At 55.0% G+C, this 23,914-nt stretch carries 24 protein-coding genes and 1 pseudogene; 8 read left to right on the top strand and 17 right to left on the bottom strand.

Annotated elements, in window-relative coordinates; translation table 11 throughout:
• The first annotated feature begins 38 nt into the window (after positions 1-38).
• On the top strand, positions 39-1,013 hold the full coding sequence (hemB, locus tag AAER43_RS04635; protein WP_008503294.1) for a porphobilinogen synthase: 975 nt from the start codon (positions 39-41) through the stop codon (positions 1,011-1,013).
• Between the two features lie 72 nt (positions 1,014-1,085).
• Positions 1,086-2,789 carry a GNAT family N-acyltransferase gene (locus AAER43_RS04630; RefSeq protein ID WP_045134706.1) on the top strand — a complete coding sequence of 568 codons (1,704 nt, stop codon included), beginning with the start codon at positions 1,086-1,088 and terminating at the stop codon, positions 2,787-2,789.
• Positions 2,790-2,877: 88 nt separating this feature from the next.
• On the opposite strand, the gene tauD is transcribed toward AAER43_RS04630, so the two are convergent.
• The 6 genes from tauD to mmuP all read right to left on the bottom strand — a co-directional run bounded on the left by tauD (position 2,878) and on the right by mmuP (position 9,218).
• On the bottom strand, positions 2,878-3,726 hold the full coding sequence (gene tauD / locus AAER43_RS04625; protein ID WP_023332207.1) for a taurine dioxygenase: 849 nt from the start codon (positions 3,724-3,726) through the stop codon (positions 2,878-2,880).
• Positions 3,723-4,550 (bottom strand): taurine ABC transporter permease TauC, encoded by an 828-nt coding sequence (gene tauC / locus AAER43_RS04620; protein ID WP_050862467.1) that lies wholly within the window; start codon positions 4,548-4,550, stop codon positions 3,723-3,725. The genes tauD and tauC overlap by 4 nt, the downstream gene beginning before the upstream one ends.
• Entirely contained in the window at positions 4,547-5,314 is a 768-nt protein-coding gene (tauB, locus tag AAER43_RS04615) for a taurine ABC transporter ATP-binding subunit (RefSeq protein ID WP_050862468.1), read from the bottom strand. The genes tauC and tauB overlap by 4 nt, the downstream gene beginning before the upstream one ends.
• A 10-nt stretch (positions 5,315-5,324) precedes the next feature.
• On the bottom strand, positions 5,325-6,287 hold the full coding sequence (gene tauA / locus AAER43_RS04610) for a taurine ABC transporter substrate-binding protein (protein WP_050862469.1): 963 nt from the start codon (positions 6,285-6,287) through the stop codon (positions 5,325-5,327).
• Between the two features lie 611 nt (positions 6,288-6,898).
• Positions 6,899-7,831: a homocysteine S-methyltransferase gene (mmuM, locus tag AAER43_RS04605; protein ID WP_057058042.1), complete on the bottom strand. Its 933-nt coding sequence runs from the start codon at positions 7,829-7,831 to the stop codon at positions 6,899-6,901.
• Positions 7,818-9,218: an S-methylmethionine permease gene (mmuP, locus tag AAER43_RS04600; protein WP_032637375.1), complete on the bottom strand. Its 1,401-nt coding sequence runs from the start codon at positions 9,216-9,218 to the stop codon at positions 7,818-7,820. The genes mmuM and mmuP overlap by 14 nt, the downstream gene beginning before the upstream one ends.
• Positions 9,219-9,563: 345 nt before the next feature.
• Here mmuP and AAER43_RS04595 point away from each other — a divergent pair, with 345 nt between their 5' ends.
• Together AAER43_RS04595 and AAER43_RS04590 are read left to right on the top strand one after the other, a co-directional pair.
• A complete protein-coding gene (locus AAER43_RS04595; protein WP_032637376.1) occupies positions 9,564-10,673 on the top strand; it encodes an AI-2E family transporter in 1,110 nt (369 codons plus the stop codon).
• A gap of 118 nt (positions 10,674-10,791) precedes the next feature.
• Entirely contained in the window at positions 10,792-12,576 is a 1,785-nt protein-coding gene (locus tag AAER43_RS04590; RefSeq protein ID WP_032637377.1) for a diguanylate cyclase, read from the top strand.
• 35 nt (positions 12,577-12,611) lie between these two features.
• Here AAER43_RS04590 and AAER43_RS04585 read toward each other — a convergent pair whose 3' ends face one another.
• Positions 12,612-13,511: a LysR family transcriptional regulator gene (locus AAER43_RS04585; protein ID WP_032637378.1), complete on the bottom strand. Its 900-nt coding sequence runs from the start codon at positions 13,509-13,511 to the stop codon at positions 12,612-12,614.
• A 98-nt stretch (positions 13,512-13,609) separates the two neighbouring features.
• On the opposite strand from AAER43_RS04585, the gene AAER43_RS04580 reads away from it, so the two are divergent.
• From AAER43_RS04580 to AAER43_RS04565, 4 genes and pseudogenes are all read left to right on the top strand, one after another.
• Positions 13,610-14,404 carry an SDR family oxidoreductase gene (locus tag AAER43_RS04580; RefSeq protein WP_023332201.1) on the top strand — a complete coding sequence of 265 codons (795 nt, stop codon included), beginning with the start codon at positions 13,610-13,612 and terminating at the stop codon, positions 14,402-14,404.
• A 45-nt stretch (positions 14,405-14,449) separates the two neighbouring features.
• Positions 14,450-14,815 (top strand): annotated as a pseudogene (locus AAER43_RS04575) (hypothetical protein); the annotation flags it as partial.
• 69 nt (positions 14,816-14,884) lie between these two features.
• Positions 14,885-16,005 (top strand): IS3-like element ISSen4 family transposase gene (locus AAER43_RS04570; protein ID WP_087451024.1). Its coding sequence is split into 2 segments (ribosomal slippage): positions 14,885-15,143 and positions 15,143-16,005, totalling 1,122 coding nucleotides; the frame shifts between segments, so codons are not numbered across the junction.
• A gap of 88 nt (positions 16,006-16,093) precedes the next feature.
• Entirely contained in the window at positions 16,094-16,549 is a 456-nt protein-coding gene (locus AAER43_RS04565; protein ID WP_342701833.1) for a hypothetical protein, read from the top strand.
• Between the two features lie 51 nt (positions 16,550-16,600).
• Here the strand turns inward: AAER43_RS04565 and AAER43_RS04560 are convergent, their stop codons facing one another.
• The 10 genes from AAER43_RS04560 to AAER43_RS04515 form a co-directional block, all read right to left on the bottom strand.
• Positions 16,601-17,191 carry a tail fiber assembly protein gene (locus tag AAER43_RS04560; protein WP_231070274.1) on the bottom strand — a complete coding sequence of 197 codons (591 nt, stop codon included), beginning with the start codon at positions 17,189-17,191 and terminating at the stop codon, positions 16,601-16,603.
• On the bottom strand, positions 17,191-17,967 hold the full coding sequence (locus tag AAER43_RS04555; protein WP_231070276.1) for a phage tail protein: 777 nt from the start codon (positions 17,965-17,967) through the stop codon (positions 17,191-17,193). The genes AAER43_RS04560 and AAER43_RS04555 overlap by 1 nt, the downstream gene beginning before the upstream one ends.
• Positions 17,967-18,647: a DUF2612 domain-containing protein gene (locus AAER43_RS04550; protein ID WP_342701832.1), complete on the bottom strand. Its 681-nt coding sequence runs from the start codon at positions 18,645-18,647 to the stop codon at positions 17,967-17,969. The genes AAER43_RS04555 and AAER43_RS04550 overlap by 1 nt, the downstream gene beginning before the upstream one ends.
• Positions 18,644-19,843, bottom strand: a complete 1,200-nt coding sequence (locus AAER43_RS04545) for a baseplate J/gp47 family protein (RefSeq protein WP_279797982.1) — start codon at positions 19,841-19,843, stop codon at positions 18,644-18,646. Before AAER43_RS04545 ends, AAER43_RS04550 begins: the two co-directional genes overlap by 4 nt.
• Positions 19,844-20,197 carry a hypothetical protein gene (locus AAER43_RS04540; protein ID WP_016239889.1) on the bottom strand — a complete coding sequence of 118 codons (354 nt, stop codon included), beginning with the start codon at positions 20,195-20,197 and terminating at the stop codon, positions 19,844-19,846. It lies immediately after the preceding gene.
• 3 nt (positions 20,198-20,200) lie between these two features.
• Positions 20,201-20,839, bottom strand: a complete 639-nt coding sequence (locus tag AAER43_RS04535) for a Gp138 family membrane-puncturing spike protein (RefSeq protein ID WP_057057902.1) — start codon at positions 20,837-20,839, stop codon at positions 20,201-20,203.
• A 51-nt stretch (positions 20,840-20,890) separates the two neighbouring features.
• Positions 20,891-21,523, bottom strand: a complete 633-nt coding sequence (locus AAER43_RS04530; protein WP_063249833.1) for a hypothetical protein — start codon at positions 21,521-21,523, stop codon at positions 20,891-20,893.
• 124 nt (positions 21,524-21,647) lie between these two features.
• Positions 21,648-21,953 carry a hypothetical protein gene (locus AAER43_RS04525; protein WP_231070209.1) on the bottom strand — a complete coding sequence of 102 codons (306 nt, stop codon included), beginning with the start codon at positions 21,951-21,953 and terminating at the stop codon, positions 21,648-21,650.
• A 585-nt stretch (positions 21,954-22,538) separates the two neighbouring features.
• Complete coding sequence (locus tag AAER43_RS04520; RefSeq protein ID WP_231070208.1) at positions 22,539-23,606, bottom strand: hypothetical protein; 1,068 nt, start codon at positions 23,604-23,606, stop codon at positions 22,539-22,541.
• A 2-nt stretch (positions 23,607-23,608) separates the two neighbouring features.
• Positions 23,609-23,914, bottom strand: coding sequence for a hypothetical protein (locus tag AAER43_RS04515; RefSeq protein WP_001160174.1), 306 nt, complete (start codon positions 23,912-23,914; stop codon positions 23,609-23,611).

Below are 23,914 nucleotides of genomic sequence, written 5' to 3'. Positions count from 1 at the left end.
ACACTAGGCCTCTTTGTTCCACAAACATCAGGCATCCCATGACCGATTTAATTGCACGTCCCCGCCGTCTGCGCAAGTCACCTGCACTGCGCGCTATGTTTGAAGAGACAACCCTGACCTTAAACGATCTGGTGTTGCCGATTTTTGTTGAAGAAGAGATCGATGACTACAAAGCCATCGAAGCCATGCCGGGCGTAATGCGCATTCCGGAAAAATATCTGGCGCGCGAGATCGAGCGCATCGCCAACGCGGGGATCCGCTCGGTGATGACCTTTGGCATCTCCCATCATACCGACGCCACCGGCAGCGATGCGTGGAAAGAAGATGGTCTTGTCGCCCGTATGTCCCGCATCTGCAAAGAGACCGTGCCGGAAATGGTCGTCATGTCAGACACCTGCTTCTGCGAATACACCTCTCACGGCCACTGCGGCGTGCTGTGCGATCATGGCGTGGATAACGATGCCACCCTGCTGAATCTCGGCAAGCAGGCCGTGGTCGCGGCCGCTGCGGGTGCAGATTTCATCGCCCCCTCTGCCGCGATGGATGGACAGGTTCAGGCGATTCGTCAGGCGCTGGATGCGGCAGGCTTCACCGACACCGCCATCATGTCCTACTCCACCAAATTTGCCTCCTCCTTCTACGGCCCGTTCCGTGAAGCGGCTGGCACGGCGCTGAAGGGCGACCGTAAAACCTATCAGATGAACCCGCTGAACCGCCGGGAAGCGATTCGCGAATCCCTGCTGGATGAAGCTCAGGGCGCAGACTGCCTGATGGTCAAACCGGCTGGCGCGTATCTTGATATTCTGCGCGACATCCGCGAACGCACTGAACTGCCGCTGGGCGCTTACCAGGTGAGCGGCGAGTACGCGATGATCAAATTCGCCGCGCAGGCGGGAGCGATTGACGAAGAGAAAGTGATCCTCGAAAGCCTGGGTGCGATCAAACGTGCGGGCGCGGACCTGATCTTCAGCTACTTCGCGCTGGATCTGGCTGAGAAAAAAATCCTCCGCTAATCTTCACCAAACTGCAATACAACCGACATCTGCTCCTTCTACTGTCTTCGCAAGACGGCAGGAGGAGTAACCATGTTTAGCCTCGATAGCGTTCTCGACGATCTTTGGCCTCAGGCGAGGCCTGCACCCTGGCAAAAAAGTCTGTTAAAAAGACTGTTTTACGAAGATGAATTCCAGCAGTTTGCCGCCGCGCACCGCCACCTCAAAGGACTGGACATGGTGGAGCAAGTTCTGGAGCACCTTGATATTCTCTGCACCGTTTCCGCCCGCGATCTCGAACAAATCCCCGAACATGGCCCGCTGGTCATTATTGCCAACCACCCGACGGGTACGCTGGACGGGCTGGCGCTGTTGTACGCCGTCTCCCGCGTACGCCGTGACGTAAAAGTCGTGACCAACCGGATGCTGACCCACCTTGAGCCTCTCAGTTCACTCTTTATCCCGGTGGACAATATGGGGGGCAGGACGGCGAAATCCTCCCTGGTGCAGATGGAACAACATCTGCAAAATGCGGGCGTACTGATCTTCTTCCCGGCGGGAGAAGTTTCACGTCCGACGCGCAAAGGCATTCACGATAAAAAATGGCACCCGGGCTTTATCAAGCTCGCCAGCAAGCTGCGCGCGCCGCTGCTGCCGGTGCATATTCAGGCGCACAATAGTCTCCTCTTTTATGCCAGCACGCTGGTGTCGCCGACATTGTCGATGCTGCTGTTAATGCAGCAGATGTTCCGCCGCCGCCATAGCCAGCTGCCGATTAAAATCGGCCAGCAGATCGCCTGGCATCACTGGCACAGCGCCACCCTTTCGTCGCGTGAGATGGCCGAGCAGTGCCGTCAGCACGTGATGCGTCTTGGCAAGGGAATGCCTGGCGTCTTTAAAACCCAGTGCGCCATTGCTCGTCCAGAGGACCGGGCGACTCTGAAACGCGAGCTGGCGCAGGCCGAGTGTCTGGGCAAAACCGGCGACGGTAAGCTCATCTATCTGTGGCAGCGCAACGGCCAGGAAGAGGCTCCGCTGCTGCGCGAGCTGGGCCGCCTGCGCGAAATTGCGTTTCGTGCGGTGGAGGAAGGGAGCGGCAAGCGCCGGGACACCGACCGTTACGATGACGATTATCTGCACCTGATCCTGTGGGATGATGAGGATCTGGAGATCGTGGGGGCGTATCGCTTTATGCCCACCGCAAAACAGGTTGCGCATCGGGGTCTGGAAGGGTTGTACAGCTACAGCCTGTTCCACTACGACGATAAAATGCAGGACGTGCTGGAGCACGGCATTGAACTGGGTCGCAGCTTTATTCAGCCGCGCTACTGGGGACGCCGCGGCCTGGATTATCTCTGGTCCGGGATTGGGGCTTATCTGGCACGTTATCCGCACTACCGTTATCTGTTTGGCCCGGTCTCGATTTCCGGAGGCTTACCGCCAGCGGCGCGGGATCTGCTGGTGGCATTTTACCGTCTGTGGTTCCCGGCAAGCCATCCGCTGGCCGCGTCGCGCCAGCCTTATCCTGCATCGTTACCGGACGTGCTGGCACAGTTTGGCGGCGTGGATTACGTGGACGATCTGACGAAGCTGAAATCCCTGCTCGGCAATCTGGGCTGCGGCATTCCGCCACTCTACAAGCAGTATTCCGAGCTGTGCGAACCGGGTGGCGTGCAGTTTATTGATTTTGGCAGCGACCCGGCGTTCAACAACTGCGTCGACGGGCTGGTGCTGGTGGATTTGTGCTACCTGAAGACGAACCGCTATCAGCGGTATATAGGGGTACACTCTTTGTAGGCCGGGTAAGCGCAGCGCCACCCGGCAAAAACGGTGCACAATTGCCGGGTGGCGGCTACGCCTTACCCGACCTACAGATACTACAGGATCAAGGGCGATAAAACGGCTTATCCCCCAAAATCGTCGCCCGCTGCATAATCCGACGCTGCGGCAGATAATCCGCATTGGCATAGTGCTGCGTCACGCGGTTATCCCAGATCGCGAGATCGTTCTCCTGCCAGCGCCAGCGCACCTGAAACTCCGGTTTGGTGATATGCGCAAACAGGAAGCGTAGCAGCGCCTCGCTCTCTTTTTCCGTCACGTCCACAATGCGCGTGGTAAACCCTTCGTTCACGAATAACGCCTGCTTGCCCGTGACCGGATGGGTACGCACCACCGGGTGCAGCAGCGGAGGATGTTTTGCAACCGCATCCAGCCAGCGCTGATGCTCCTCTTCGCTTTTACGGTACTTGTATTCCTGGAACGATTTTTTGAAATCGTGCTCCGCCCGCAGACCACTCAGCAGCGTCCGGAACGGTGCGGACAGCGCCTCGAAAGCCGCAATGCCGCTCGCCCACAGCGTATCGCCTCCGGTCTCCGGCAGCAATTTTGCCGCGAGGATCGCCCCTGCGGGCGGCGTCTCGATAAAGGTCACATCGGTGTGCCAGTTGTCATTATCCGGCGGATTATCGTTATGGGTATCCAGGACGATAATCTCCTCCACCCCTTCCGCATGCGGATAGACCGGATGGATATGCAGATCGCCAAAGCGTAGCGCCAGCGCGCGCTGCTGCTGCGGGGTGATCGCCTGCTCGCGCAGGAACACCACCTGATGGCGCAGCACCGCGTGATACAGCTGCTCGAACTGGTTATCGCTCAGCGGACGGGTTACATCCAGGCCCGACACCTGCGCGCCAATATACGGCCCCAGCGGGGTAATGGTCAGACGTTCACTCATTGTATTTCTCCATGCCAGGGCGTCAGACGACGCTGTAGAGCGCGCAGCCCCAGCTCTAATCCGAAGGCGATCGCGGCAATGACCGCGATCCCAGCCAGCACCACGTCAGTCGCCAGGAACTCTCCCGCCGATTGCACCATAAACCCTAATCCTCGCGTGGCGGCGATCAGCTCTGCCGCCACCAGCGTGGACCACCCCACGCCGAGGCCGATGCGCAGCCCGGTTAAGATATCCGGCAGCGCGCCCGGTAAAATCACGAACAGCAGCACCTGTGTCCGGCTGGCGCCCAGCGACTGCGCCGCGCGGATCCGCACCTGCTGGGCACTTTTGACGCCCGCCAGCGCCGACATCGCAACCGGGGCGAAAATCGCCAGATAGATCAGCAGGATTTTTGACGTTTCACCGATGCCAAACCAAATTACCATCAGCGGCAGATAGGCCAGCGGCGGCACCGGGCGGTAAAGCTCAATCAGCGGATCGAGGATGCCGCGCACCGTCGGGCTTAAGCCCATCGCGATGCCAACCGGAATGCCGATCATCACCGCCGCCAGCAGCGCCACCAGAATGCGCGTCAGGCTTGCGCCCAGATGCTGCCAGAGCGTGGCATCCATAAACCCCTGCGGCCCGGCGATGGCAATAAGTTTGGCCAGCACCTGTCCCGGCGGCGGCAGAAACAGCGGGCTGATCCACTGCAGTGCCGCCACCAGCCACCACACCGCCAGTAACACCAGCAGCGTCCCGACGCTCAACGTGAGCTGGCGGGAGAACGGCCAGCGCAGCGCCTGACGCGTGCGGCGCGTTTTTTCACTGAAGACGATACTCATGAGAAAGCCTCCCGTTGGTCAAACACGCGGCTTAGGATGTACTCACGCTGGTCGATAAACTGCGGATCGGATTTGATGCTGCGCACGGGTTCTCCGGCGACATAACGGCGCGCGAACTCGAGCGGCAAGCGTTCCACCACGCGCCCCGGCCCCGGCGATAACAGCACCAGCTCGGTCGCCATAAACACCGCTTCTTCGATGTCGTGGGTGATCAACAGGACCTGCTTGCCCGTCTCATGCCAGAGACGCAACAGCAGGGTTTGCATCTGCTCGCGGGTAAAGGCGTCCAGCGCGCCGAACGGCTCGTCCAGCAGCAACAGCTGCGGGTTTGCCGCCAGCGCACGGGCAATGCCGACACGCTGGCGCTGACCGCCGGAAAGCTGCCAGATAAAGCGTTTTTCCGCCCCTTCGAGACCCACTTTTTTCAGCATCTGCCGTGCCGTTTCCAGCCGCTGTTCGCGGTTCACCCCCCCAAGCTCTAGCCCAAATGCCACGTTTTCCTGCACGTTGCGCCAGGGGAGCAAACCTTCATTCTGGAAAACCACGCCGCGCTCGGCGCCGGGGCCTTCCACCTTTTTACCTTCCAGTTGGATGGTGCCACGCTGATAAGGGACAAAACCGGCAATCAGATTCAGTAGCGTGGTTTTCCCACACCCGGAGGGGCCCAGCACCACCAGCAGTTCACCGCTGGCCAGCGTCAGGTTGATCTCCTCCAGCGCAGGTTTGCCGCCGTAATCGGCATACAGGTTCGTTATGCTCAGCATGGCGGACTCCTTATTTCACAAAGCGGTCGGTGACGTACTGGCTGTAATCCGCCGCTACCGCGGGCACTTTGCCCTGCGCTTTCAGGAAGGTGGCGGTATCGACAATCGCTTTGTTCACCGGCCCGGTCAGCTGCTGCACCTGCTGCGCAGGGGTCAGGTAGGTATTGCCTTTCACCAGCCCCGGCACGTCCGCTTCCGGCACGCCGCTCAGTCGGGCGAGTTTTTCCAGATTGGCGGGCTGCTCCAGCCATTCATCGGGATTACTGATATAGGGCTGCTGGGCGTCGAGGGCGCTTTTGGCAAAGGCTTTCACCACCTCGGGATGTTTCTCAGCAAAGTCTTTGCGCACGACCCACACGTCGAGCGTCGGCGCGCCCCACTGGCCCACCTTTTCGGAGTCGGTCAGCATGGTGCCGTCTTTTTCCAGCTCGTTCACGGCTGGGGCCCAGACATAGGCTCCGTCAATATCCCCACGCTGCCAGGCCGCGATTATCGCGGGTGGCTGGAGATTAAGAATCTGAACCTGCCCCGGCTTGATGCCCCAGTGTTTGAGCGCCGCCAGCAGGCTGTAGTGGGTGGTAGAGATAAACGGCACGGCGATGCGCTTGCCGATCAGGTCTTCCGGTTTGGTGATGTTTTTCTTCACCACCAGCGCTTCAGAGTTACCGAGCTGCGAGGCGAGCAGGAACACCTCAATCGGCACCTGCTGGCTGGCCGCGACCGCCAGCGGGCTGGATCCGATATTGCCGATCTGCACGTCGCCGGAGGCTAACGCACGCACGACGGACGCCCCGCTGTCGAACTTGCGCCAGTCGACGTTCGCGCCGCTCGCTTTGGCAAAGGTGTTATCCGCCTGCGCAACTTTCGCCGGTTCCGCAGAGGTTTGATACGCGACGGTGACGTCTACCGCCTGCGCCTGAAAGGCCCACAGCGCCAGCGCGCCGAGAAGTGTGATTCGCGATGAAATTGCCATAGTATCTGCTCCCCTTGTTGTTATGAGGGCAGTATTTCCGGCGCGGGAATTTTGATAAAGGAATTAAAACGCATCGCTCATAACGATTCGTTTTTAGATAAAAAGTGGGAAAGGATAGTTGGTTTTGTGCGATTCGTTTTTTCCCCTCTCCCTGTGGGCTTAGGAATCTCCAGCAATTTTTTCCTGAAGCGATGAATGTAGCATCAGAATAATGAATGCCTTACAGCGGCGCCCTGGTCCGGCTGTAAATCGCCGAAGCGTTTCCGTAAGGCCGGGGCGAGGCGCACGGATGCGCCGAGAGGGCGTGGCCTGCAGGGATGCAGGCTCATGCCCGACCCGATAGCCTGAAGGAATAAGCTGAGGGTACCGCGAAGCGGCGATTTACCGCCGGGAGCCCGGGTCGCCAGGGTGGTGGCGATTGAGCCACCCTGGCACGTTCACCGGTCATGTCGTTACAGAATAGCAAGGAACATAAAGTGAACGGAATGACCACCACAGCCGTATGTTCCCCCTCACCCCAGCCCTCTCCCTCAAGGGAGAGGGGGCCGTCTGTGCAGCCATTAATTTGCAAGGATCCCTCACCCCCGTGGAAAAGGATCAGGATGAGAGCCTCAGCGCTTTGCGTTTAGCTCAGCAATATCCTTCGGTGTGGTGCGACAGCATCCACCGATTAATTTCGCTCCAGCCACCAGCCACTGTGGCAAATAGCCCGCCAGCGTCTCGCACGCTTCGCCGTGGTGGTGCCAGGTTTTGGTCACCGCATCATAGTGCTCGCCCGAGTTCGGGTAGACCACCAGCGGCAGCGCCGTCAGGCTTTGCAGATGTTTCAACGCCGCGGTGGTGTTTTCCAGGGCGATGCAGTTGATGCCCAGCGCGACAATGTGCGGGGAGTTTGCCAGCACGTCGACCACCTCACGCAGCGGCGTGCCGTCGCTCAGGTGCTCGCTATCACGCAGGGTAAACGAGAACCACGCCCGGGCGCGAGGATACTCCGCCAGAAGCGCCGCCAGCGCCTTAATTTCCCCAAACGAAGGCAGCGTTTCGCAGGCCAGCAGGTCTGCCCCCGCATCCAGCAGCGCTTCCACGCGCGGGCGGTGGAAGGCGGTAAACGCCTCGGCGCTGCGCACGTAGTCGCCGCGATATTCCGAACCATCCGCCAGATACGCGCCGTACGGCCCCACGGAGCCTGCCACCAGCAGCGTACCTGCGTGCGGGTTTTCAGCCAGATACGCTTCGCGCGCCTTACGCGCCAGTTCCACGCTTTTGCCAATCAACGCCCGGGACTGTGCCTCGTCCAGCCCGCGTGCCGCGAAGCCCGCGGGCGTGGCCTGGTAGCTGGCAGTGATCGCCACCTGCGCCCCTGCGCGGTAATAATCAAGATGCACTTCGCGGATAAGTTCCGGGTTATCTACCAGCACTTTGGCAGACCAGAGGCTGTCTGCAAGGTTACACCCGCGCGCTTCCAGCTCCGTTGCCATCGCCCCATCCAGCACCACAAACGGCTGTTTTTCGAGAAGGGCGGTAAGCGGATTATTCTGCGACATGTTCAGGCTCCTGCGATGTCATATTTCGGGTCAGGTAGTACGCACCATAACACAGGGCGACAAACGGAAGCCCGCAATAAAGGGCAATACGCTGGCTCGGGTCAAACCACAGGCCGACACAGGCAACCACGCAGAGAATAAAACCGAGTACCGGCACCAGCGGGTACCACGGCGCACGATACTGCAACGCAGAGAGCGGCTGGCAGGACTGCAGATGTCGGCGACGGAAAACGAAGTGCGACGCGCAGATGCTGATCCAGACCGCCACCACCGCAAAGCCGGAAATGGCCGAGAGCGCGACAAACACCGTGTCCGGGGCGATAACGCTTGAGAACAGCGCCAGCACGCCACCGAGCATGGAAACCGAAAGCGCCGTCAACGGCACGCCATTTTTGTTCACCCGGGCAAAGCAGCGCGGCAACGTTTTTTCGTTAGAGAGCGACCACAGCATGCGCCCGGAGGCATACAACCCGGAGTTGGCCGCCGAGAGGATCGCCGTCAGGATCACGAAGTTAAAGATATCTGCCGCGTAAGGAATACCGACCTTCTCAAACACCAGCACGAACGGGCTCTTTTCCACGCCCGCCTGCTGCATCGGGATCAGCGCCGCCAGTACAAACACGGTGCCGATAAAGAAGATAATCAGCCGCGCGATGGTGGTGCGGATTGCGACCGGAATGACCTTGTGCGGATTTTGGGTTTCGCCCGCCGCGATACCAATAAGTTCGGTGCCGGAGAAGGCAAAGTTCACCGCCACCATGGTCATCAGGATCGGCAGGCCACCGTGCGGGAACCAGCCCTCAGCGGTAATGTTGCTTAACCCCGGCGCAGGAGAACCGTCCTGCATCGGGATAAAGCCAAAGACCGCCGCCCCGCCGAGGATAATAAAGGCGATGATGGTGATAACTTTCACCAGCGAGAACCAGAATTCGCCTTCAGCAAAGAAGCGCGTGGAGATGACGTTAAGGCCAAAAATCACCACGCAGAAGACCACGCACCACGTCCAGACGGGCACCTGCGGGAACCAGTACTGCATGCAGAACCCGGCGGCGGTAAAGCTCGACCCGAGCGCCACCGTCCAGGTGAGCCAGTAGAGCCACGCCACGGTGTAGCCCGTCGCCGGACCAAGATAACGGGCGGCATAAACGTGGAACGCGCCGGTTTCCGGCATCGCCACGGAAAGTTCACCAAGACACTGCATCACCAGCCAGACCACCAGCGCGCCAATCAGGTATGCCAGCAGCGTGCCCGCCGCCCCGGTCGTGGAAATGATATAGCCCGTATTAAAAAATAACCCAGTCCCAATCACGCCGCCCAGCGAGAGCATAATCAGGTGGCGTGTTTTCATGGTGCGCTTCAGCTGCCCATTTTCTTGTTGTGTTTGCATATTACCTTCTATACGTATGGACATCTAAACATCCAAAGAAGGTGTTATACCGCGATTGTTAATAAAAAGCTAGATGACCAGACGCAAACGAGCGCGCCGCGCACTGAGTCTGGGGTGGGATGTCAGGATGACATAGAGAAAAGGACGCCAGGCCATAAGCACCTCCGCAAGCTGATATGTACATCATGGTGCGGGAAGAGACGATCTTCGGTCAGTCGAAAGTGGGATCCGTGAAGAGTGGATTCATACCGCAACACTGTCCACAGGACAGGTAAGGCGCAAAGGTTGGTAATTCTCACAATCAGTTCTATAGTCGAACAGTTTCTTAGTAACCAGGAATGACTGATGCGCTTTAACGGACTGACCAAAGGTTTCTTTATTTTCATCCTCGCCCTTGTGACCTGGGCCTTCTTCGACGTGCTGTCGCCCTACTTCTCCGCAATACTGTGGGCCGCTATTCTGACCGTTATTTTTAACCCGGTAAAAAACAAGCTGCGCACCGCGCTGGGGGATCGCAACGGGCTGGCCTCGCTGCTGACCATCGGCATTATCTGCCTGATCGTCTTTATTCCGCTGATGGTGATCCTCTCCTCACTCGCCATTGAGCTGAACATGGTGTACACGAAGCTTCAGGAGAACAACACGCAGTTCCCGGAAGTGGTGGCGAGCATCTTTAACCACCTGCCGGACTGGGCCAGCGGCTTCCTCGCGGATCACAACCTGAACAACGCGGCGCAGATCCAGAAAAAACTCTCCGATGTTGCGCTGCAGGGCGGGCAGTATCTGGCGGGTAGCGCGTTTCTGATCGGCAAAGGTACGTTTGGCTTTGCGATTAGCTTCGGCATCATGCTTTATCTGCTGTTCTTCCTGCTGAAAGACGGACCGTATCTGGTGCGCCAGATCCTCGACTCCCTGCCCCTGTCTGATTTCGCCAAACAACACCTGTTCGCTAAATTTGTCGGCGTATCGCGTGCCACGGTAAAAGGCACGGCGGCGGTGGCGGTGGTCCAGGGCATACTCGGCGGGATTGCGTTTGCCATTGTGGGCCTCGACGGGAGCGTCCTCTGGGGCGCGCTGATGGCTTTCCTCTCGCTGGTACCTGCCATCGGTTCGGCGATTGTCTGGGTCCCTGCCGCCATCTTCCTGTTCGCCACGCACCAGATCTGGCAGGGGCTGTTCATTGTCGGCTTCTTTGTGATTGTCGTCGGACTGGTGGACAACATCCTGCGACCGCTGCTGGTGGGTAAAGACACCAAAATGCCGGACTATCTGATACTGATCTCCACCCTCGGCGGCATGGAGCTGTACGGCATTAATGGCTTTGTCATTGGGCCGCTGATTGCCGCGCTGTTTATCGCCTGCTGGAACCTCTTCTCCGGCCGCGACCACGAAGGAAATGCTGAAGAGCTGGATGCCGATTTCATTGAAGAGGGAAAAAACCCTCCAGATTTGTAAGGATGTGACGATATAGACCCCACCAGGCGGCACTGTGCCGCCTTTTTTTCGCCATAAATCAGCCGTTTTCTATAATCTGAAGAACGCCATCCTCTTCATGTTGTAAAAGGATCACCAGGTGCGAATCGCGACAATTACTAACTGGGCCTATGGTGCCACGGTCTGCCTGACCATTGCGTCCGGCATTATCATGCTGCTGGCTTCCGGCGCCGACACCGCGGAACGTCAGGCCATTGAACAGCGTCAACGTTTTGATGAGCTGACGGAAAATATTGAAACTGATGCCTGGGTACAGTCCGATTTAGCGCGCCTGTACGTCGTCAAAAAAGATCCTCAAATCCTCAAAGAGTATAACCAGTCAGAGAATAGCCTGAAGCACATCGAGCTGAAGCTGGAAAAACTGCAGGACGCTGGCGCATCGGATGACGAGCTTGCCCTGCTGCATGAAGGCTTAAAGATTGTTGATGAGCTGCAGGACGAACAGCAAATGGCCCTGGCGAACACGGCGCGGGGTGAAGACGCTCAGGCCATCGCCCTGCTCTATGGTGCCTCTTATGAGCAAGAGCTTGAGCGCGCCCAGAACCAGATCGATCACTTTCGCCAGATACTCGACAAACGTGTGATCACGTCCGTACGGGAGGCGACAAAAAAATCGAAAGCGCTGCGAACGACCTCTGAGTTGATGGTTGGCCTCACCGCCCTGCTGTTCCTGTTTGTGCTTGGCTTTATATTAAAACGCCGCGTGCTGCGTCCGGTCGTGCGCCTGAGCGACGTGGTGCACCGCCTGGCATCACAGGACTACGCGGTGGAAACGCCCAACTTCAACCAGATTGATGAGATCGGCGATATGGCGCAGGCCATCCGCATCTTCCGTGAAAACGGCCTTGCGCGCCAGCGTCTGGAAAAAGAGCGCGATGCCGACTGGGCCATCCGCGAGCTGCTGGCGCGCATGACCCAGAGGCTGCAGGGATGTGAGAACGTAAACGATGTGATTAACGTGGCGGAGTTGTTTGCGCCCAATATTGCACCGGGGATCCCTGGCCGACTCTACGTTCTCGACCGGGATCCGTGGCAGATGCGCTGCGTCGCGCAATGGCTTGCGCCGGTGGGTGACGAGACGATGTTCCACCCTGACGAGTGCTGGGCCGTGCGTCGTGGTCAGAGCCATCCGCCGGTCAACGGTGAGCCAGATATCGCCTGCTATCACCTGCAGGAAGAGACGGCGAACAGCGCGCTGTGCGTGCCACTTATCGCCCAGGGTGAGGCCATTGGCTTGCTCTCTTTCCAGAACATCAACGCGGACAATGCCCCTTCCCGCCCGTATCTTGAACTGATGGCTGAGGCGCTCGGACTGGCGCTGGCGAACCAACGTCTGCGCGACGCGTTACTGGAAAAAGCCCTGTTTGACCCGCTCACCGGCCTGCGTAATCGCCATCATCTGGAAGACACCCTGCACACCCAGATGGCACAAGCCATGCGTAACGATGAACCGGTTAGCTGCCTGATGATCGACATCGATCACTTCAAGAGCATTAATGACCGTTTCGGCCATGAGGCCGGAGACCTGGTCATTAAAAGCGTGGCGCTGATTGTTCAGCGAGCCGGGCATGACAGCGGGCTGGCCTTTCGCTTCGGGGGGGAGGAATTTCTGGTACTGCTTCCCGGCGCCGGAGAAGCAGAAGCGCATGCCTGTGCGCAGAAGATTTATGACGGTGTGCGTGAGCTGTCGCTTCGTTACGGCCTCTCAGAGATTGGGCCGGTGGATGTCTCGATTGGTATTGCCAGCTATCCAGAGCATGCCCAGAGCGACAACCTGCTGCGCGCCGCGGATGTCGCCTTATACCGGGCGAAAGAGCTGGGCCGGGCGCGGATTGTGAGTTTTGGGATGCTGGAAGCGGGTTAAGGTTAGACTCTTATTCATGACGTATGATGTTCATGTCATTGTTCTGACGCCAGAAGATCAATCATGGCCCGTGTGGCTGCTGACTGGCGTCGATGGGGCGCGTAGATGAGCGAGAAAGGTCGCGATCGTCCACGAAGTTGCGGAAGTATCTCAACTAACTGGCCGCGCTGTATCTTCTCGCGGACAATGAATTCGTAGCTCTGACAGACCCCTATTCCATGTTCAGCCAGCGAAACCACGCCAAGGACATCATCTGAAATCTCGATGGTTGAATCTGGCTGCCAGTCAACATCCCGCTCATCCACGCGAAATACCCAGGGCGCAATACGGCCGGTACGCGGCATAATAAAAGGCAGGCACATATGCTGCCGCAGTTCATCGAGCGTCTGCGGCATTCCCATGCGATGAAGGTAAGCGGGTGAAGCAACCAACAGCAGTGCCGCATCCTGCAATTTACGCGCGACGAATCCACTGTCAGGCATTTGACCCAGGCGAATAGCCAGGTCGAATCCCTCAGCGATCAGGTCGACATTGCGATTGGTAATGTTCAGCTCCACCTGAACGCGCGGAAACTGTTGGGAAAAGCGGGCCAGCAAGGGCGGCAGACAATAATGCCCATAGGTGGTCGGGACGCTGATCCGTACCCGGCCAGTCAGATCCCCCTCCTGCCCCCGGCCATCGCGTTCGGCGTCATCAAGCAGGGAAAAAGCAGAACGCGCCTGCTCAAGATAAATCCGTCCGGCTTCCGTTAGCCCCACACGACGTGTGGTGCGTTGCAATAGCTGTCGTCCAAGACGCACTTCAAGACGGGAGACCGCACGACTCAACACTGAGGGCGTGGTTGAAAGGGCGACCGCTGCAGCGGTAAAGGAGCCATGTTCAACAACAGTAATGAAGACCTCAACATCGCCGAGATAATCGAATTTTCTGCTCATTTTGCTCTTTCAGGAACAAATGTTTTTCATTTTAGCTAATTTATCTCCGTTTGAGCGATGAGTAAAGTAGCCGCACATGTTACCAAAAGGCAAAAACGATGGATCTTCAACTCAACGGTAAGACAGCACTTGTTACAGGGGCCACCGCAGGCATTGGGCTGGCTATCGCCAGTACTCTTGCGCGCGAAGGTGTTGCCGTCACGATTACCGGACGCGATCGGGAAAAACTGCACAATGCGGTAGCGAAAATTGCTCAGGCAGCTCCCCAGGCCCGGGTATCAGCCATTGTCGCCGATCTGGCTAACGCTGAAGGTGCAGAAGCGCTGATTAAGGCCTGTACGGATACCGATATTCTTATCAATAACCTGGGTTTTTATGAAGCCACCCCTTTCGCTGATATCACCGACGAGGAATGGCTACGCATGTTCAACATTAACGTGATGTCAGGTGTTCGTCTTTCACGGCATTACTTCCCACGCATGCTAGCACGCAACTGGGGCCGGGTGATTTTTATGTCCAGCGAAGTTGGCGCTTTCACTCCGCCAGACATGGTGCATTACGGCGTCAGTAAATCAGCTCAACTCGCCGTATCGCGAGGAATGGCAGAGCTGACGAAGGGTACCGGCGTAACGGTCAACAGCGTACTGCCATCGGCAACCCGCTCTGACGGAATCATTGATTACCTGCGCCAGACAGCGCCTGAACCTGGCATGACAGACCAGCAGATTGAAGCGCATTTCTTCCAGACCTACCGCCCCAGTTCCCTGATCGCGCGAATGATCGAGGCTGACGAGATAGCCGCTATGGTCGCGCTACTGGCAAGCCCACTCGGCGCGGCATCAAACGGGGCTGCGGTACGCGTCGAAGGCGGAACGTTCCGCTCCATTCTTTGATACCGCATTAAGAAACCGCGTCTTACTCACATCACCGGAGCATGTATGTCCTACCGTATCGGTACTTTCCCCGCCATTGCAATGGCGGCATTGTTCTCTTTCGCAAGCTGCGCCAGCGCGGCGGATCAGATGCCTCTTGAGCACTGGCGCAGCTACTCAGGCGTAAGCTGGGATAAACCTGAAAACGTGCAAATGCCAGCCGTGTTTTCCGGGTCGGTGAATGCCCCCTTAGCAGGCATTCACTTTGATGCAAAGGGCCGGGCCTTTGTCAGTACGCCCCGACTGATTTCAGCCAGCGCCCCCGCCACGTTGAATATTCTCGACACCGATCCTCAGTCCGGACCCGCGCGCCTGACAGCATTTCCGTCCCGCGAGCGTAATGCGGTTGATTCCGCTCCCGATCAGAACCTGACCTGCTCCCCGTTGATTAGTACACCCCGATGTTAGTAATGTCTTCATAAGCCACATGAGGACATCCCCATGAAGAAGCGTTTTTCCGACGAACAGATCATCAGTATTCTCCGCGAAGCCGAAGCTGGGGTACCCGCCCGTGAACTCTGCCGCAAGCATGCCATTTCCGATGCCACGTTTTACACCTGGCGTAAGAAGTATGGCGGTATGGAGGTGCCTGAAGTTAAGCGCCTGAAGTCGCTTGAGGAAGAGAACGCCAGACTCAAGAAGCTGCTTGCCGAAGCCATGCTGGATAAAGAGGCGCTTCAGGTGGCTCTGGGGCGAAAGTACTGACGACAGACCAGAAGCGGGAAGCCGTGATGTTGATGTGTGATGCGACCGGTCTGTCGCAACGTCGTGCCTGCAGGCTTACAGGTTTATCCCTGTCGACTTGCCGCTATGAGGCTCACCGTCCGGCTGCTGATGCGCATTTATCAGGGCGCATCACTGAGCTGGCACTGGAGCGCAGGCGTTTTGGCTACCGTCGTATTTGGCAGTTGCTGCGCCGTGAAGGGCTTCATGTTAATCATAAGCGCGTGTACCGGCTTTATCACCTCAGTGGCCTGGGCGTAAAACGCAGAAGACGTCGTAAAGGGCTGGCAACAGAACGTCTGCCGCTGCTCCGTCCGGCGGCGCCCAATCTGACCTGGTCGATGGATTTCGTCATGGACGCACTTTCCACCGGTCGCAGGATCAAGTGTCTTACCTGCGTCGATGATTTCACAAAGGAATGCCTGACGGTCACTGTTGCCTTTGGGATTTCAGGCGTTCAGGTCACGCGTATTCTGGACAGCATTGCACTGTTTCGAGGCTATCCGGCGACGATAAGAACTGACCAGGGGCCGGAGTTCACTTGCCGTGCACTGGATCAATGGGCCTTTGAGCATGGTGTTGAGTTGCGCTTAATCCAGCCGGGCAAGCCAACGCAGAACGGATTTATTGAGAGCTTTAACGGACGATTTCGCGATGAATGTTTGAATGAGCACTGGTTCAGCGATATCGTTCATGCCAGGAAAATTATTAATGACTGGCGGCAGGATTATAACGAATGCCGCCCGCACTCCACGCTGAATTATCAGACACCGTCTGAATTTGCAGCGGGCTGGAGAAAGGGTCATTCTGAGAATGAAGATTCCGACGTTACTAACTGAGTGTTGTATCTAATCGTGGGGGCAGGTCAGGTTATCCAGCACATACAGGAAACCATTCAGAGATGGAATATATACTCCTGATGAAAACTTGATTGACACATCTACTGTTGATGTAAAAAAATTCGGGGAAGCGGTGATTGTAGGTGAACACATGCACGATTGTACTATTTCAGTTACTTTCGACGACAAAGTGATTGCGGATAAGGAATACGTTAACCGATATATAGAGGACGGATTAGTGCTATGCTTTGCGAATAGAAGGAGTAACTTTATCGCTAAAAAACTAAAGAAAGAATATTGCGTAAAAATTAAAAACGCTCATATCTTAAAAGATATCATAGACGAACAAGTCGGTGTAAAAGGGTTAGCCGGTAATTGTTCGTATACACAAACACATGAAAGAAATCATTTCCTTAAGTCATTCGATGACATTTGGCAGAATGAATACAGAATATTTTGGAACGGCGTAACTCAAAAAGAATTTGATATTGAGTTGCCACCGAACATCGCTGAATTAGTACCGATTCGAGGTCAATTATTTTGATTCACTAAAGAGCCCGCGCAATAAAAATGTATTGCGGGCTCTATGTTAAAACTAAGGGATTTCAGGCCAGATTATATCTGGGGCAGCCGAAGTATCAATCGCTTCCAGAGCATCAAGATAATCAAGCCAAGCGTTATACTGCACTTTCTCAATGTCATTCAAGCGTCCCATAGCTGCTTTTCCGGGCCACTGTTTACTATTGATGTACATGTTAGCCTGATCAATTTTTGCTTGTTTTTCACTTTCCGCTGCTGCTACATCAGCGGTATGCTGCGCATCTGCATCCTCTACCCATTTTTCCCCATCCCATTTATCGTAGGGTCCTGAAGGTGCAATGGTGGTATAACCATCATGAACAGGACCAATGTAGTCAACAGTGGAAGACATCCCGTCTGTTGTTGAATAGACAATTTCACTTCGATGGTCTTCGTTTTGCACCCACTCACCATTGCTGAAAACCGCAATTTTCCCTGAGATTTCTTCACCGGGATCAATATCTGTTGAATGTCCCGGCATACTTACCCCGATGTTAATAAACTCATCAGACCAGCCAGTATATTCGGACGTTACCACATCATAATAAAAACAACGGACCTCGCCCGATTCTAGGGCCAATCCTTGTTCATCAAAAACAGGTTTCATTATTTTGCCCTTACCAGGAAGTTAAATGCGATGTTACGCGGTCGCGTTTCTGTAGCAGTTCGAGCCACATTTGCAGCTGAAAAATTAGCACCTACGTAGCGTACGCCGGTAACAGCTCCCGTTGCCCACACCGGAACTTTCCCTGAATCGGTTGTGCCAGTAAATGCCCCTGTAGGAACTCCAATTCCACCAACGATACTCCCGTTATCACTTACGCCTAAAGAACCTGTGATGTTCTGAAGAGCATCAAGTTGAGCAGAGAGAAGAGCTCGCGCAGAGTCAACGCCACGGCCATCATCCCATGTTCGAATAAACTCACCACGGGACTCAGTTAATGTGAGGCTTGGGATAACCAGAGCCAGTTTTGGGTAGGTAGTGGCTGAGAACGTGGCTCCATTAAATTTCAGGAACACCATATCAGCCCATTCCGTCATTACCGTATTTGGCATAGCTGCGGACGGCCAGAAGAACGGAATACCTATAGCTGGAGCACCCGCTCCCAGGCGGAGATTTGTGGTGAGCGCGTTTGTGAACTTTGTCACCAGGCTGTTCACATCTGCATTGTCCAACGCATCCACGCCGGAGTTCGCAATAAACTGTCCTACCAGCGCAGCGATCGTTGTCGCCTGACGAATGGCTTTGTTTACCTGCGCACTGGATGCTTTACCAGCAGTAAATCCAGATAGCAGAGCTGGAAGTGCTTCCCAGTTTGCCTGTGATATGACATTAGCATTTGGATCGAGTGCAAAAGCCTTAAAATCATTCTTGTTAGCCATCAGAGTAATACCCCCCAAGCGCCGGTATCGAAACCGCCGATATATTCGTTATCCATATCAAACCCAAAGAATTTAGTGCCCTCAGAAGGTGTTTCCACCGAAGGCGTTTCTACGTCACCGGCCCAAACGCCAGCAGCTTTAACTGTGAGATAGCCCTGTTTGATAGCGGCGATCAGTTCGAGAGATACGTCCGAAATATCAGTCTCAGGAAATACCCAGACCGAAATTGTCATGTCCTGATTGTCGACGATCTGCATCTTCAGGCCAGAGCCTGCCGTTGCAGCATCAAGGATGGGTGGCAGCGAGTCGTTCCGGCCGTCCCAGTTATTGATCGCTATTTTCGCTTTCAGAATGATGCGGTAGGTATCATCGCTCAGCGTTGTATAGCCCGAATCCGGATCATACGGTCCCTGCCAAACACCTTGGTCATACCCAAGCCCGTCGGTGTCCCAGCTGAAATAAACGCCAGTGATCGGCTGACTGACTATGCGGCTTCGTCCAATCCAGAGCCCAAGAGCATCGAGCTGGACTCCGATAGCAGTATCGATATCAAACGCACTGATCAGTCCCCTTGTTACTGCCGTGATATCAATCAGCGGGCGGGTGCTCAGATCTATATGGTCAAAAAAGAGTGGCTTGGTAGCGTGGTAGTTAGTGATCAGTTCGGTGTATTTGCTCATGAGGTCACCGTGATACTGATATTCGCGGTACTACAGGACGCAGAAGCATCATAGGCAATATCAATATTTGATGCCGATACACTGCCAGACGACTTACCGATCAGCAGGTCGATAATATCGTAATAGCGGGCATTCCCTCCGCTCACAACGCCAAGGTTTGCCGGGGAATAAATACGGCTCAGCAGAACGTCGTCGCCAATTGTCAGGCCATTAATATAGTCGGCAACAGCCTGTTTGATCTGCTCGCCGATTTGAGAGGTATACCCGGTAAAAACTTTCAGGGTAATGGCTACGAAAATTGGCACATCGGTAGAGCGTGAAAAACTGATGACGTGAGGATTACCGTAAGTATCCGGCACCGTGACAGAAGTTGTCCCGTAGGTTGCCGTTCCCTGTCCTTTATTCCCCCTGATGGTCTGGGCTATTTCGGTAACATCTCCACCATCGACAATGGCGGAAATTGAGTGCGGCGGCAGCCCGTTGCTGTCGGTTGCCCCTGTGTCGTTCTCATACAGCTTGTGACGTGTCACGCCAGCAACGTTAGCTATTGCACCGTCGACACCTTCAAACGGTGTGATCGATGGTAGCGCGACGCTTTGCCCCTGCCGAATGCGCAGCTCTGCGTCGGTTTCGGCTGGTGAACCGACAGTAGCCGCAGCAGGGTTGGTTACCGACACCCAGCCGCGAGTCGGTGTGTTAATGGTGGTAATAGTCCCGGCCATCGCCGCAACCGAACCGCTATTCGCACATGTGGCTGTCACCAGCACAGTACCATCAACGCCGATCGCTACACTCGCGGGAAAATTCCAGATAATGCCGTTTTTATCCCGTGCGGAGCCATTCGTGATAGTCGTGCCCGCCGTACCGGTTAACAGAAGGTCAGCTGTAGAGTTTGTCGCTACTTTTCGCGTGATCCCGTTAATTTTCACGTTACTGCTAAGCGCTGCGGCCTGCGCTGTCGTCGGTGAAAACGAGTTGTAGATCTCGATAGCGGTATTGTTAGCGTCATGCACGGCAAGAGCCACCAGCGCGACCATCTGCCCGTCTTTGCTGTCTGGTTCGAGGTAGGCATCACTACCGTAAATCTGCCTGAAATAGCTGGTCAGCGTATCGAGGATTGTCTGGTAATCAGGCGCACTAATCCCCTGGGCGGTTACCGTTGCCGATAGCCCCAGCGTGTCGAGGTTCAAAGCCATTTATGCCTCGCTTGTTACAGTTGTTTGGCCGTAGATTGTGTCAATGGAGGAAGTGAAAGTGACGCGGCGGCTGGTGCCGTCATAATTGGTATCGAAGGAAAGAATCGACAGAACGCCCGGCGTGTCCTGTATGCGTTCGCGTATAGCCAGGATGTAGACGTCAGATCGCTGTTTACCAAGCACTGACTGAACATACGGCGTGCCTTCCGTCAGATCGAGAAACCACTGACCGCGCCACAGCTCGAAACGGGTTTTTACTGCCTGGGCGACACACTCCGGACTGTCGATAAGGAAAGTATCGTCACCCTGCCCGAAAGTGTAATCGCCGTCAGCATCTTCGCGACGGTATCGCATAGATTAACCTCCCAGCGGCTTAGTATTGCTTCCGCCGCTCTCAACGCCGCCATGGGTATGCTTATCCACGATAGAACCGTCTACCAGCTGCAAGCGACCGTCAGACAGTATTTTGAGCCCGTTAAGGTTGAATCCGCCCGGCGCTGTACCATTTATTGCCCCGCTGGATGGGTTAAGGCTTAATTTTGTGCCGCCGTCATCGCTGCGCAGCTCTACCGAACTGGTGCTGATGCCGCTGATTTTCTGCGCTTGCGACTGCGGGCCAACGATGGCGAACGCATCAGATAAGTCATGCTGGCGCGGGTCAACGGTCTCCTGAACGCCGCCGCTCTGCCACCAGAAATCGATGCAACGGTCGGCAAAAATCAGCAGGCACTCGTCGCCTTCTTTAACCGGAAAGGTCAACGTGCAACCGCCGCCACGCGGGAAGATAACCGGCACATCCACCAGCGGTTTTAATTCGGTGGAGCCATCGCCAACAATACCGCGAAGCGCCACTTCTACCGTGCAGGTAACAGAGTCAGGATCGAACGACTGAATGATGCCGGGCATCGCTACGCGCATCTGGGTAGACACCGAATCGGCAATAGCCTGCGCGGTCTGCTGCTCGCCGCCGATCTGTGATTGAGTTGGAATTGGCATAAAAACCCCATAAAAAAACCCGCCGAAGCGGGTTTGTTTTGAATCTTTAATTTAGTGTAGCTGCTCGGTACTTATCACAAGCAGACGATGGGAATGGCAATCTCTATCATTACCCCAACAGAAGTTGGCCCAAGTGCCGTAGAAATCATCCCATGAAGTCATGAAAGTCAGTGGGCGTTCTTCCTGTGTACCGTCAGATACATAAACGTGATAACCATCAGTCTGAATTGCCCAAGCAATCATTCGTTCCCAGAATCGGCGACCATCTAAAGTCTGCTCACTATCGGAAACCACGATGGAGTAGCTACTCAGGAAGAATTTGAAAAATTCTTGCGGCAGTCCACGAACAGCAGTATCAAACTGAGGTTGAACAGTTTTCCACACAAGAATCTGAGTACAAATTTTCCGGGTAGGAACAATGTGCTCAAGGAAATCGAGTTTTACCGCATACACAGTTTCAGGCACGTCAGAGTCAGTAACCATGCGATACTGATTGCCTTTTACAGCCTGAAGCAAGCGGTAGCCATGAGGAGTAACAAACCCAGGCAAAGCAAACTCTTTCACACCAGCGCGGATGAACGCTTCGGTATGCTCGATGTTTTTCTCTGTCATGTTCAGCTTTGCGTCGAAGCTAGCTGATGGGATCTCATATGGCATTTTATGGTTCGCTCGGTAAGTTCTCATAGTGACCTCCATGCTTTGCTGGAGCACTTCTTACAGGTTAGGCAAATATTAGTATCGTAATACAGTTTAATACCATCCTTCATAGATGGGCAAGGTTAATCTATGAAGGATGGTATTAAAGGGGTTACTTAACTTTCACACAGTCGTAAGTTGCGTATTGACGCGGGGCATCCATGCTGGCTTGCAGCCACTGAGCGTTGAGAATGGCTTTGCCGTTGCGCTTGATGTATTCGAGCCCTACCCAACGGCCAGGCTGGTTAGTTGCAACCATCCACTCCATTTTGACGTTATCCGGCTCAAGGTTAGAACTGCCACCAGTACCAATTGGAGTAATTTTTTGCGTCTCTGGTTTCACGCCATTAATTCTGGCCCAGCCATCAGCAGACGACAGGTCTATCGCATAAGGCCCACAAGTAGTCTTGTAGTTCACACCAAGTTTTTCGTTGCTGCGTGCTTTTTTGCTTTTCTCATAATCAGCCTTCGCTACATCATTCATCTTTTGATAGATAGCAGGCTGCTGCAAAGAAAAATCATTTAGCCTCTTAACAAAAACCTCACGTGAAACCTCTGCAAGGCCCATTGGTTTTCTATCAATGGTGTAGTCATCATATATCTTTGATATTACAGTTAATGATGAAAGATTTTTAGCTAAGTTATTTTCAAAATTTAGGTAATTTAGCGGGGAATTATCTCTTACATCAATAGCTCCAACCCCACCGGTACCGTACTCATGATATGCAGCATAAAAAACAGGGATCATCTCTGGCTTTTTATTAATCGCCTTAATCAACCCTTCTGGACCGCAAGATTCCCCACTCCAGTCGATAAGCGACTTACCTTTGGATTGCCATGTTTGGCAATCGTCTGCCGATAAGATTAAAATTGGCTGCCACCCGGGGCGTTTTTTGTAACTAACATTCTTATCAGAATTGAAGCCTGCATTTGCGCATCCAGTAACGAGCAGCGCCGACAGGAAAAGCACACTGTATCGAAGTCCATTCATTTTCTTATACACTCAACCTCCTCCTGAACGAGCTATAGTCGCCTGGCTAATCAGATCACGAGCACCACGCGCAAAACACATCAAATCCATGTACCACGCCTGACCTCTGGTGTCGCCAGTATAGTCGATAGCTTTGACGATATAAACGCCATCCGTAGCAATACTGGCAGCCTGTGACGTCGTACCTGTCAGCACGCGGTTGCCGTTATCTTCCGTCTCGGTGATGCGCCCCGGCGACTGTGCGATTTCGCTATTGCCGAGCGCGGCGCGGTACACCGAAGCCTGATCGAGCTGGATTAGGCCATTGATGCGGATGTTGGGATTTATCAGGCACCGCACGTTTACGCCGCCGCCCATCGTCTGTTGCGGCATACCGATCAGGCCAGTATCGGCATTCAACACGATGGCTTCGTGAATATATTTATCCTCCGGCACCATCTGAACCTGACCATCCACCAGCTGCCATGTCGCTTTGCACTGCGCAGCAATATTATCCATCACGTTCCGGGTGGATGAGTAAATCGCGCGGCCACGAGGAAACACGGTATCAGGAAAGTCGCCAGTAATGCCCTGTGTCACTCCGAACGCGTTGAAATCCTGCATCGTCGCCCGGTGCAGATCCGCAACGGTATAGCCAGCGGCAAGCGTGGTGATGGTGGTCGCATAGAGGAATGCTTCGTGATCACCAATGGCCTGAATCAACACCCAGGAATCCGTAATGTTGTCCTTCCCGGTGACGGTGAAGCGAATATCACCGTCAAAAATCAGGCCGTAGTTCTGACCGTTCACCTGCCCTATCTGGTCTGGTGAAATCTCCCGGGCCACACCAACCTGGCTCGCATCAACATCCGGCGCTATGCCGTCATACCCGGCAATGATGCGAATTTTGGCAAACTCCTGCCCCAGTATCTTGTTCGTGGTATCGGTCGAAAGGTTGTAAATTTTCACGTTTGCCACGCGCGGCCAGCGTGTGTCTGCCCACTCGATCTGGAACGTGACCTTAAAATCAGACAGGGAAACGCCCTGCCCGTTCTGGTCCAACAGTTGTAGCTCAAAATGGCGCATCCAGTTAAGAGACATTTCTACTCCTGTACGAAAATGAGGTGGCTGTATGTGCCGAGGTTGGTTTTGGTGGGCTCGTCTGGTGCGCCCTTATCGGTCGCCACCACCAGCGCGCCATCAATGCCAAGCTGTGGATATTGTCGTAATAGGTTCACGCCGGTCAGGAGAGGTACGCCAGAAAGAAGCGCAGCGCCGCCGCTATCCATCACGTCCATGATCCAGCCAGCCGCATCGCGCCAGATAATCCTGAGCGTATAGGTGGTATTGCCCAGCAAAACGCGGAACTGCTGATTGTCAGGAGAAAGCGGTATTTCGTTAAACTGCAT

Source organism: Enterobacter sp. FUJ80071 (assembly GCF_038739915.1).
Classification (GTDB): domain Bacteria; phylum Pseudomonadota; class Gammaproteobacteria; order Enterobacterales; family Enterobacteriaceae; genus Enterobacter; species Enterobacter kobei.
The sequence above is the reverse complement of the archived record's forward strand: the minus strand, read 5'-3'. Positions and strand labels throughout refer to the sequence as shown.

What these genes read in the sequence shown, in the direction of transcription:
- hemB (WP_008503294.1), top strand. Translation starts at nt 39, where the DNA reads ATGACCGATTTAATTGCACGTCCCCGCCGTCTGCGCAAGTCACCTGCA.
- AAER43_RS04630 (WP_045134706.1), top strand. Translation starts at nt 1,086, where the DNA reads ATGTTTAGCCTCGATAGCGTTCTCGACGATCTTTGGCCTCAGGCGAGG.
- tauD (WP_023332207.1), bottom strand. Translation starts at nt 3,726, where the DNA reads ATGAGTGAACGTCTGACCATTACCCCGCTGGGGCCGTATATTGGCGCG.
- tauC (WP_050862467.1), bottom strand. Translation starts at nt 4,550, where the DNA reads ATGAGTATCGTCTTCAGTGAAAAAACGCGCCGCACGCGTCAGGCGCTG.
- tauB (WP_050862468.1), bottom strand. Translation starts at nt 5,314, where the DNA reads ATGCTGAGCATAACGAACCTGTATGCCGATTACGGCGGCAAACCTGCG.
- tauA (WP_050862469.1), bottom strand. Translation starts at nt 6,287, where the DNA reads ATGGCAATTTCATCGCGAATCACACTTCTCGGCGCGCTGGCGCTGTGG.
- mmuM (WP_057058042.1), bottom strand. Translation starts at nt 7,831, where the DNA reads ATGTCGCAGAATAATCCGCTTACCGCCCTTCTCGAAAAACAGCCGTTT.
- mmuP (WP_032637375.1), bottom strand. Translation starts at nt 9,218, where the DNA reads ATGCAAACACAACAAGAAAATGGGCAGCTGAAGCGCACCATGAAAACA.
- AAER43_RS04595 (WP_032637376.1), top strand. Translation starts at nt 9,564, where the DNA reads ATGCGCTTTAACGGACTGACCAAAGGTTTCTTTATTTTCATCCTCGCC.
- AAER43_RS04585 (WP_032637378.1), bottom strand. Translation starts at nt 13,511, where the DNA reads ATGAGCAGAAAATTCGATTATCTCGGCGATGTTGAGGTCTTCATTACT.
- AAER43_RS04580 (WP_023332201.1), top strand. Translation starts at nt 13,610, where the DNA reads ATGGATCTTCAACTCAACGGTAAGACAGCACTTGTTACAGGGGCCACC.
- AAER43_RS04560 (WP_231070274.1), bottom strand. Translation starts at nt 17,191, where the DNA reads ATGAAACCTGTTTTTGATGAACAAGGATTGGCCCTAGAATCGGGCGAG.
- AAER43_RS04555 (WP_231070276.1), bottom strand. Translation starts at nt 17,967, where the DNA reads ATGGCTAACAAGAATGATTTTAAGGCTTTTGCACTCGATCCAAATGCT.
- AAER43_RS04550 (WP_342701832.1), bottom strand. Translation starts at nt 18,647, where the DNA reads ATGAGCAAATACACCGAACTGATCACTAACTACCACGCTACCAAGCCA.
- AAER43_RS04545 (WP_279797982.1), bottom strand. Translation starts at nt 19,843, where the DNA reads ATGGCTTTGAACCTCGACACGCTGGGGCTATCGGCAACGGTAACCGCC.
- AAER43_RS04540 (WP_016239889.1), bottom strand. Translation starts at nt 20,197, where the DNA reads ATGCGATACCGTCGCGAAGATGCTGACGGCGATTACACTTTCGGGCAG.
- AAER43_RS04535 (WP_057057902.1), bottom strand. Translation starts at nt 20,839, where the DNA reads ATGCCAATTCCAACTCAATCACAGATCGGCGGCGAGCAGCAGACCGCG.
- AAER43_RS04530 (WP_063249833.1), bottom strand. Translation starts at nt 21,523, where the DNA reads ATGAGAACTTACCGAGCGAACCATAAAATGCCATATGAGATCCCATCA.
- AAER43_RS04520 (WP_231070208.1), bottom strand. Translation starts at nt 23,606, where the DNA reads ATGTCTCTTAACTGGATGCGCCATTTTGAGCTACAACTGTTGGACCAG.
- AAER43_RS04515 (WP_001160174.1), bottom strand. Translation starts at nt 23,914, where the DNA reads ATGCAGTTTAACGAAATACCGCTTTCTCCTGACAATCAGCAGTTCCGC.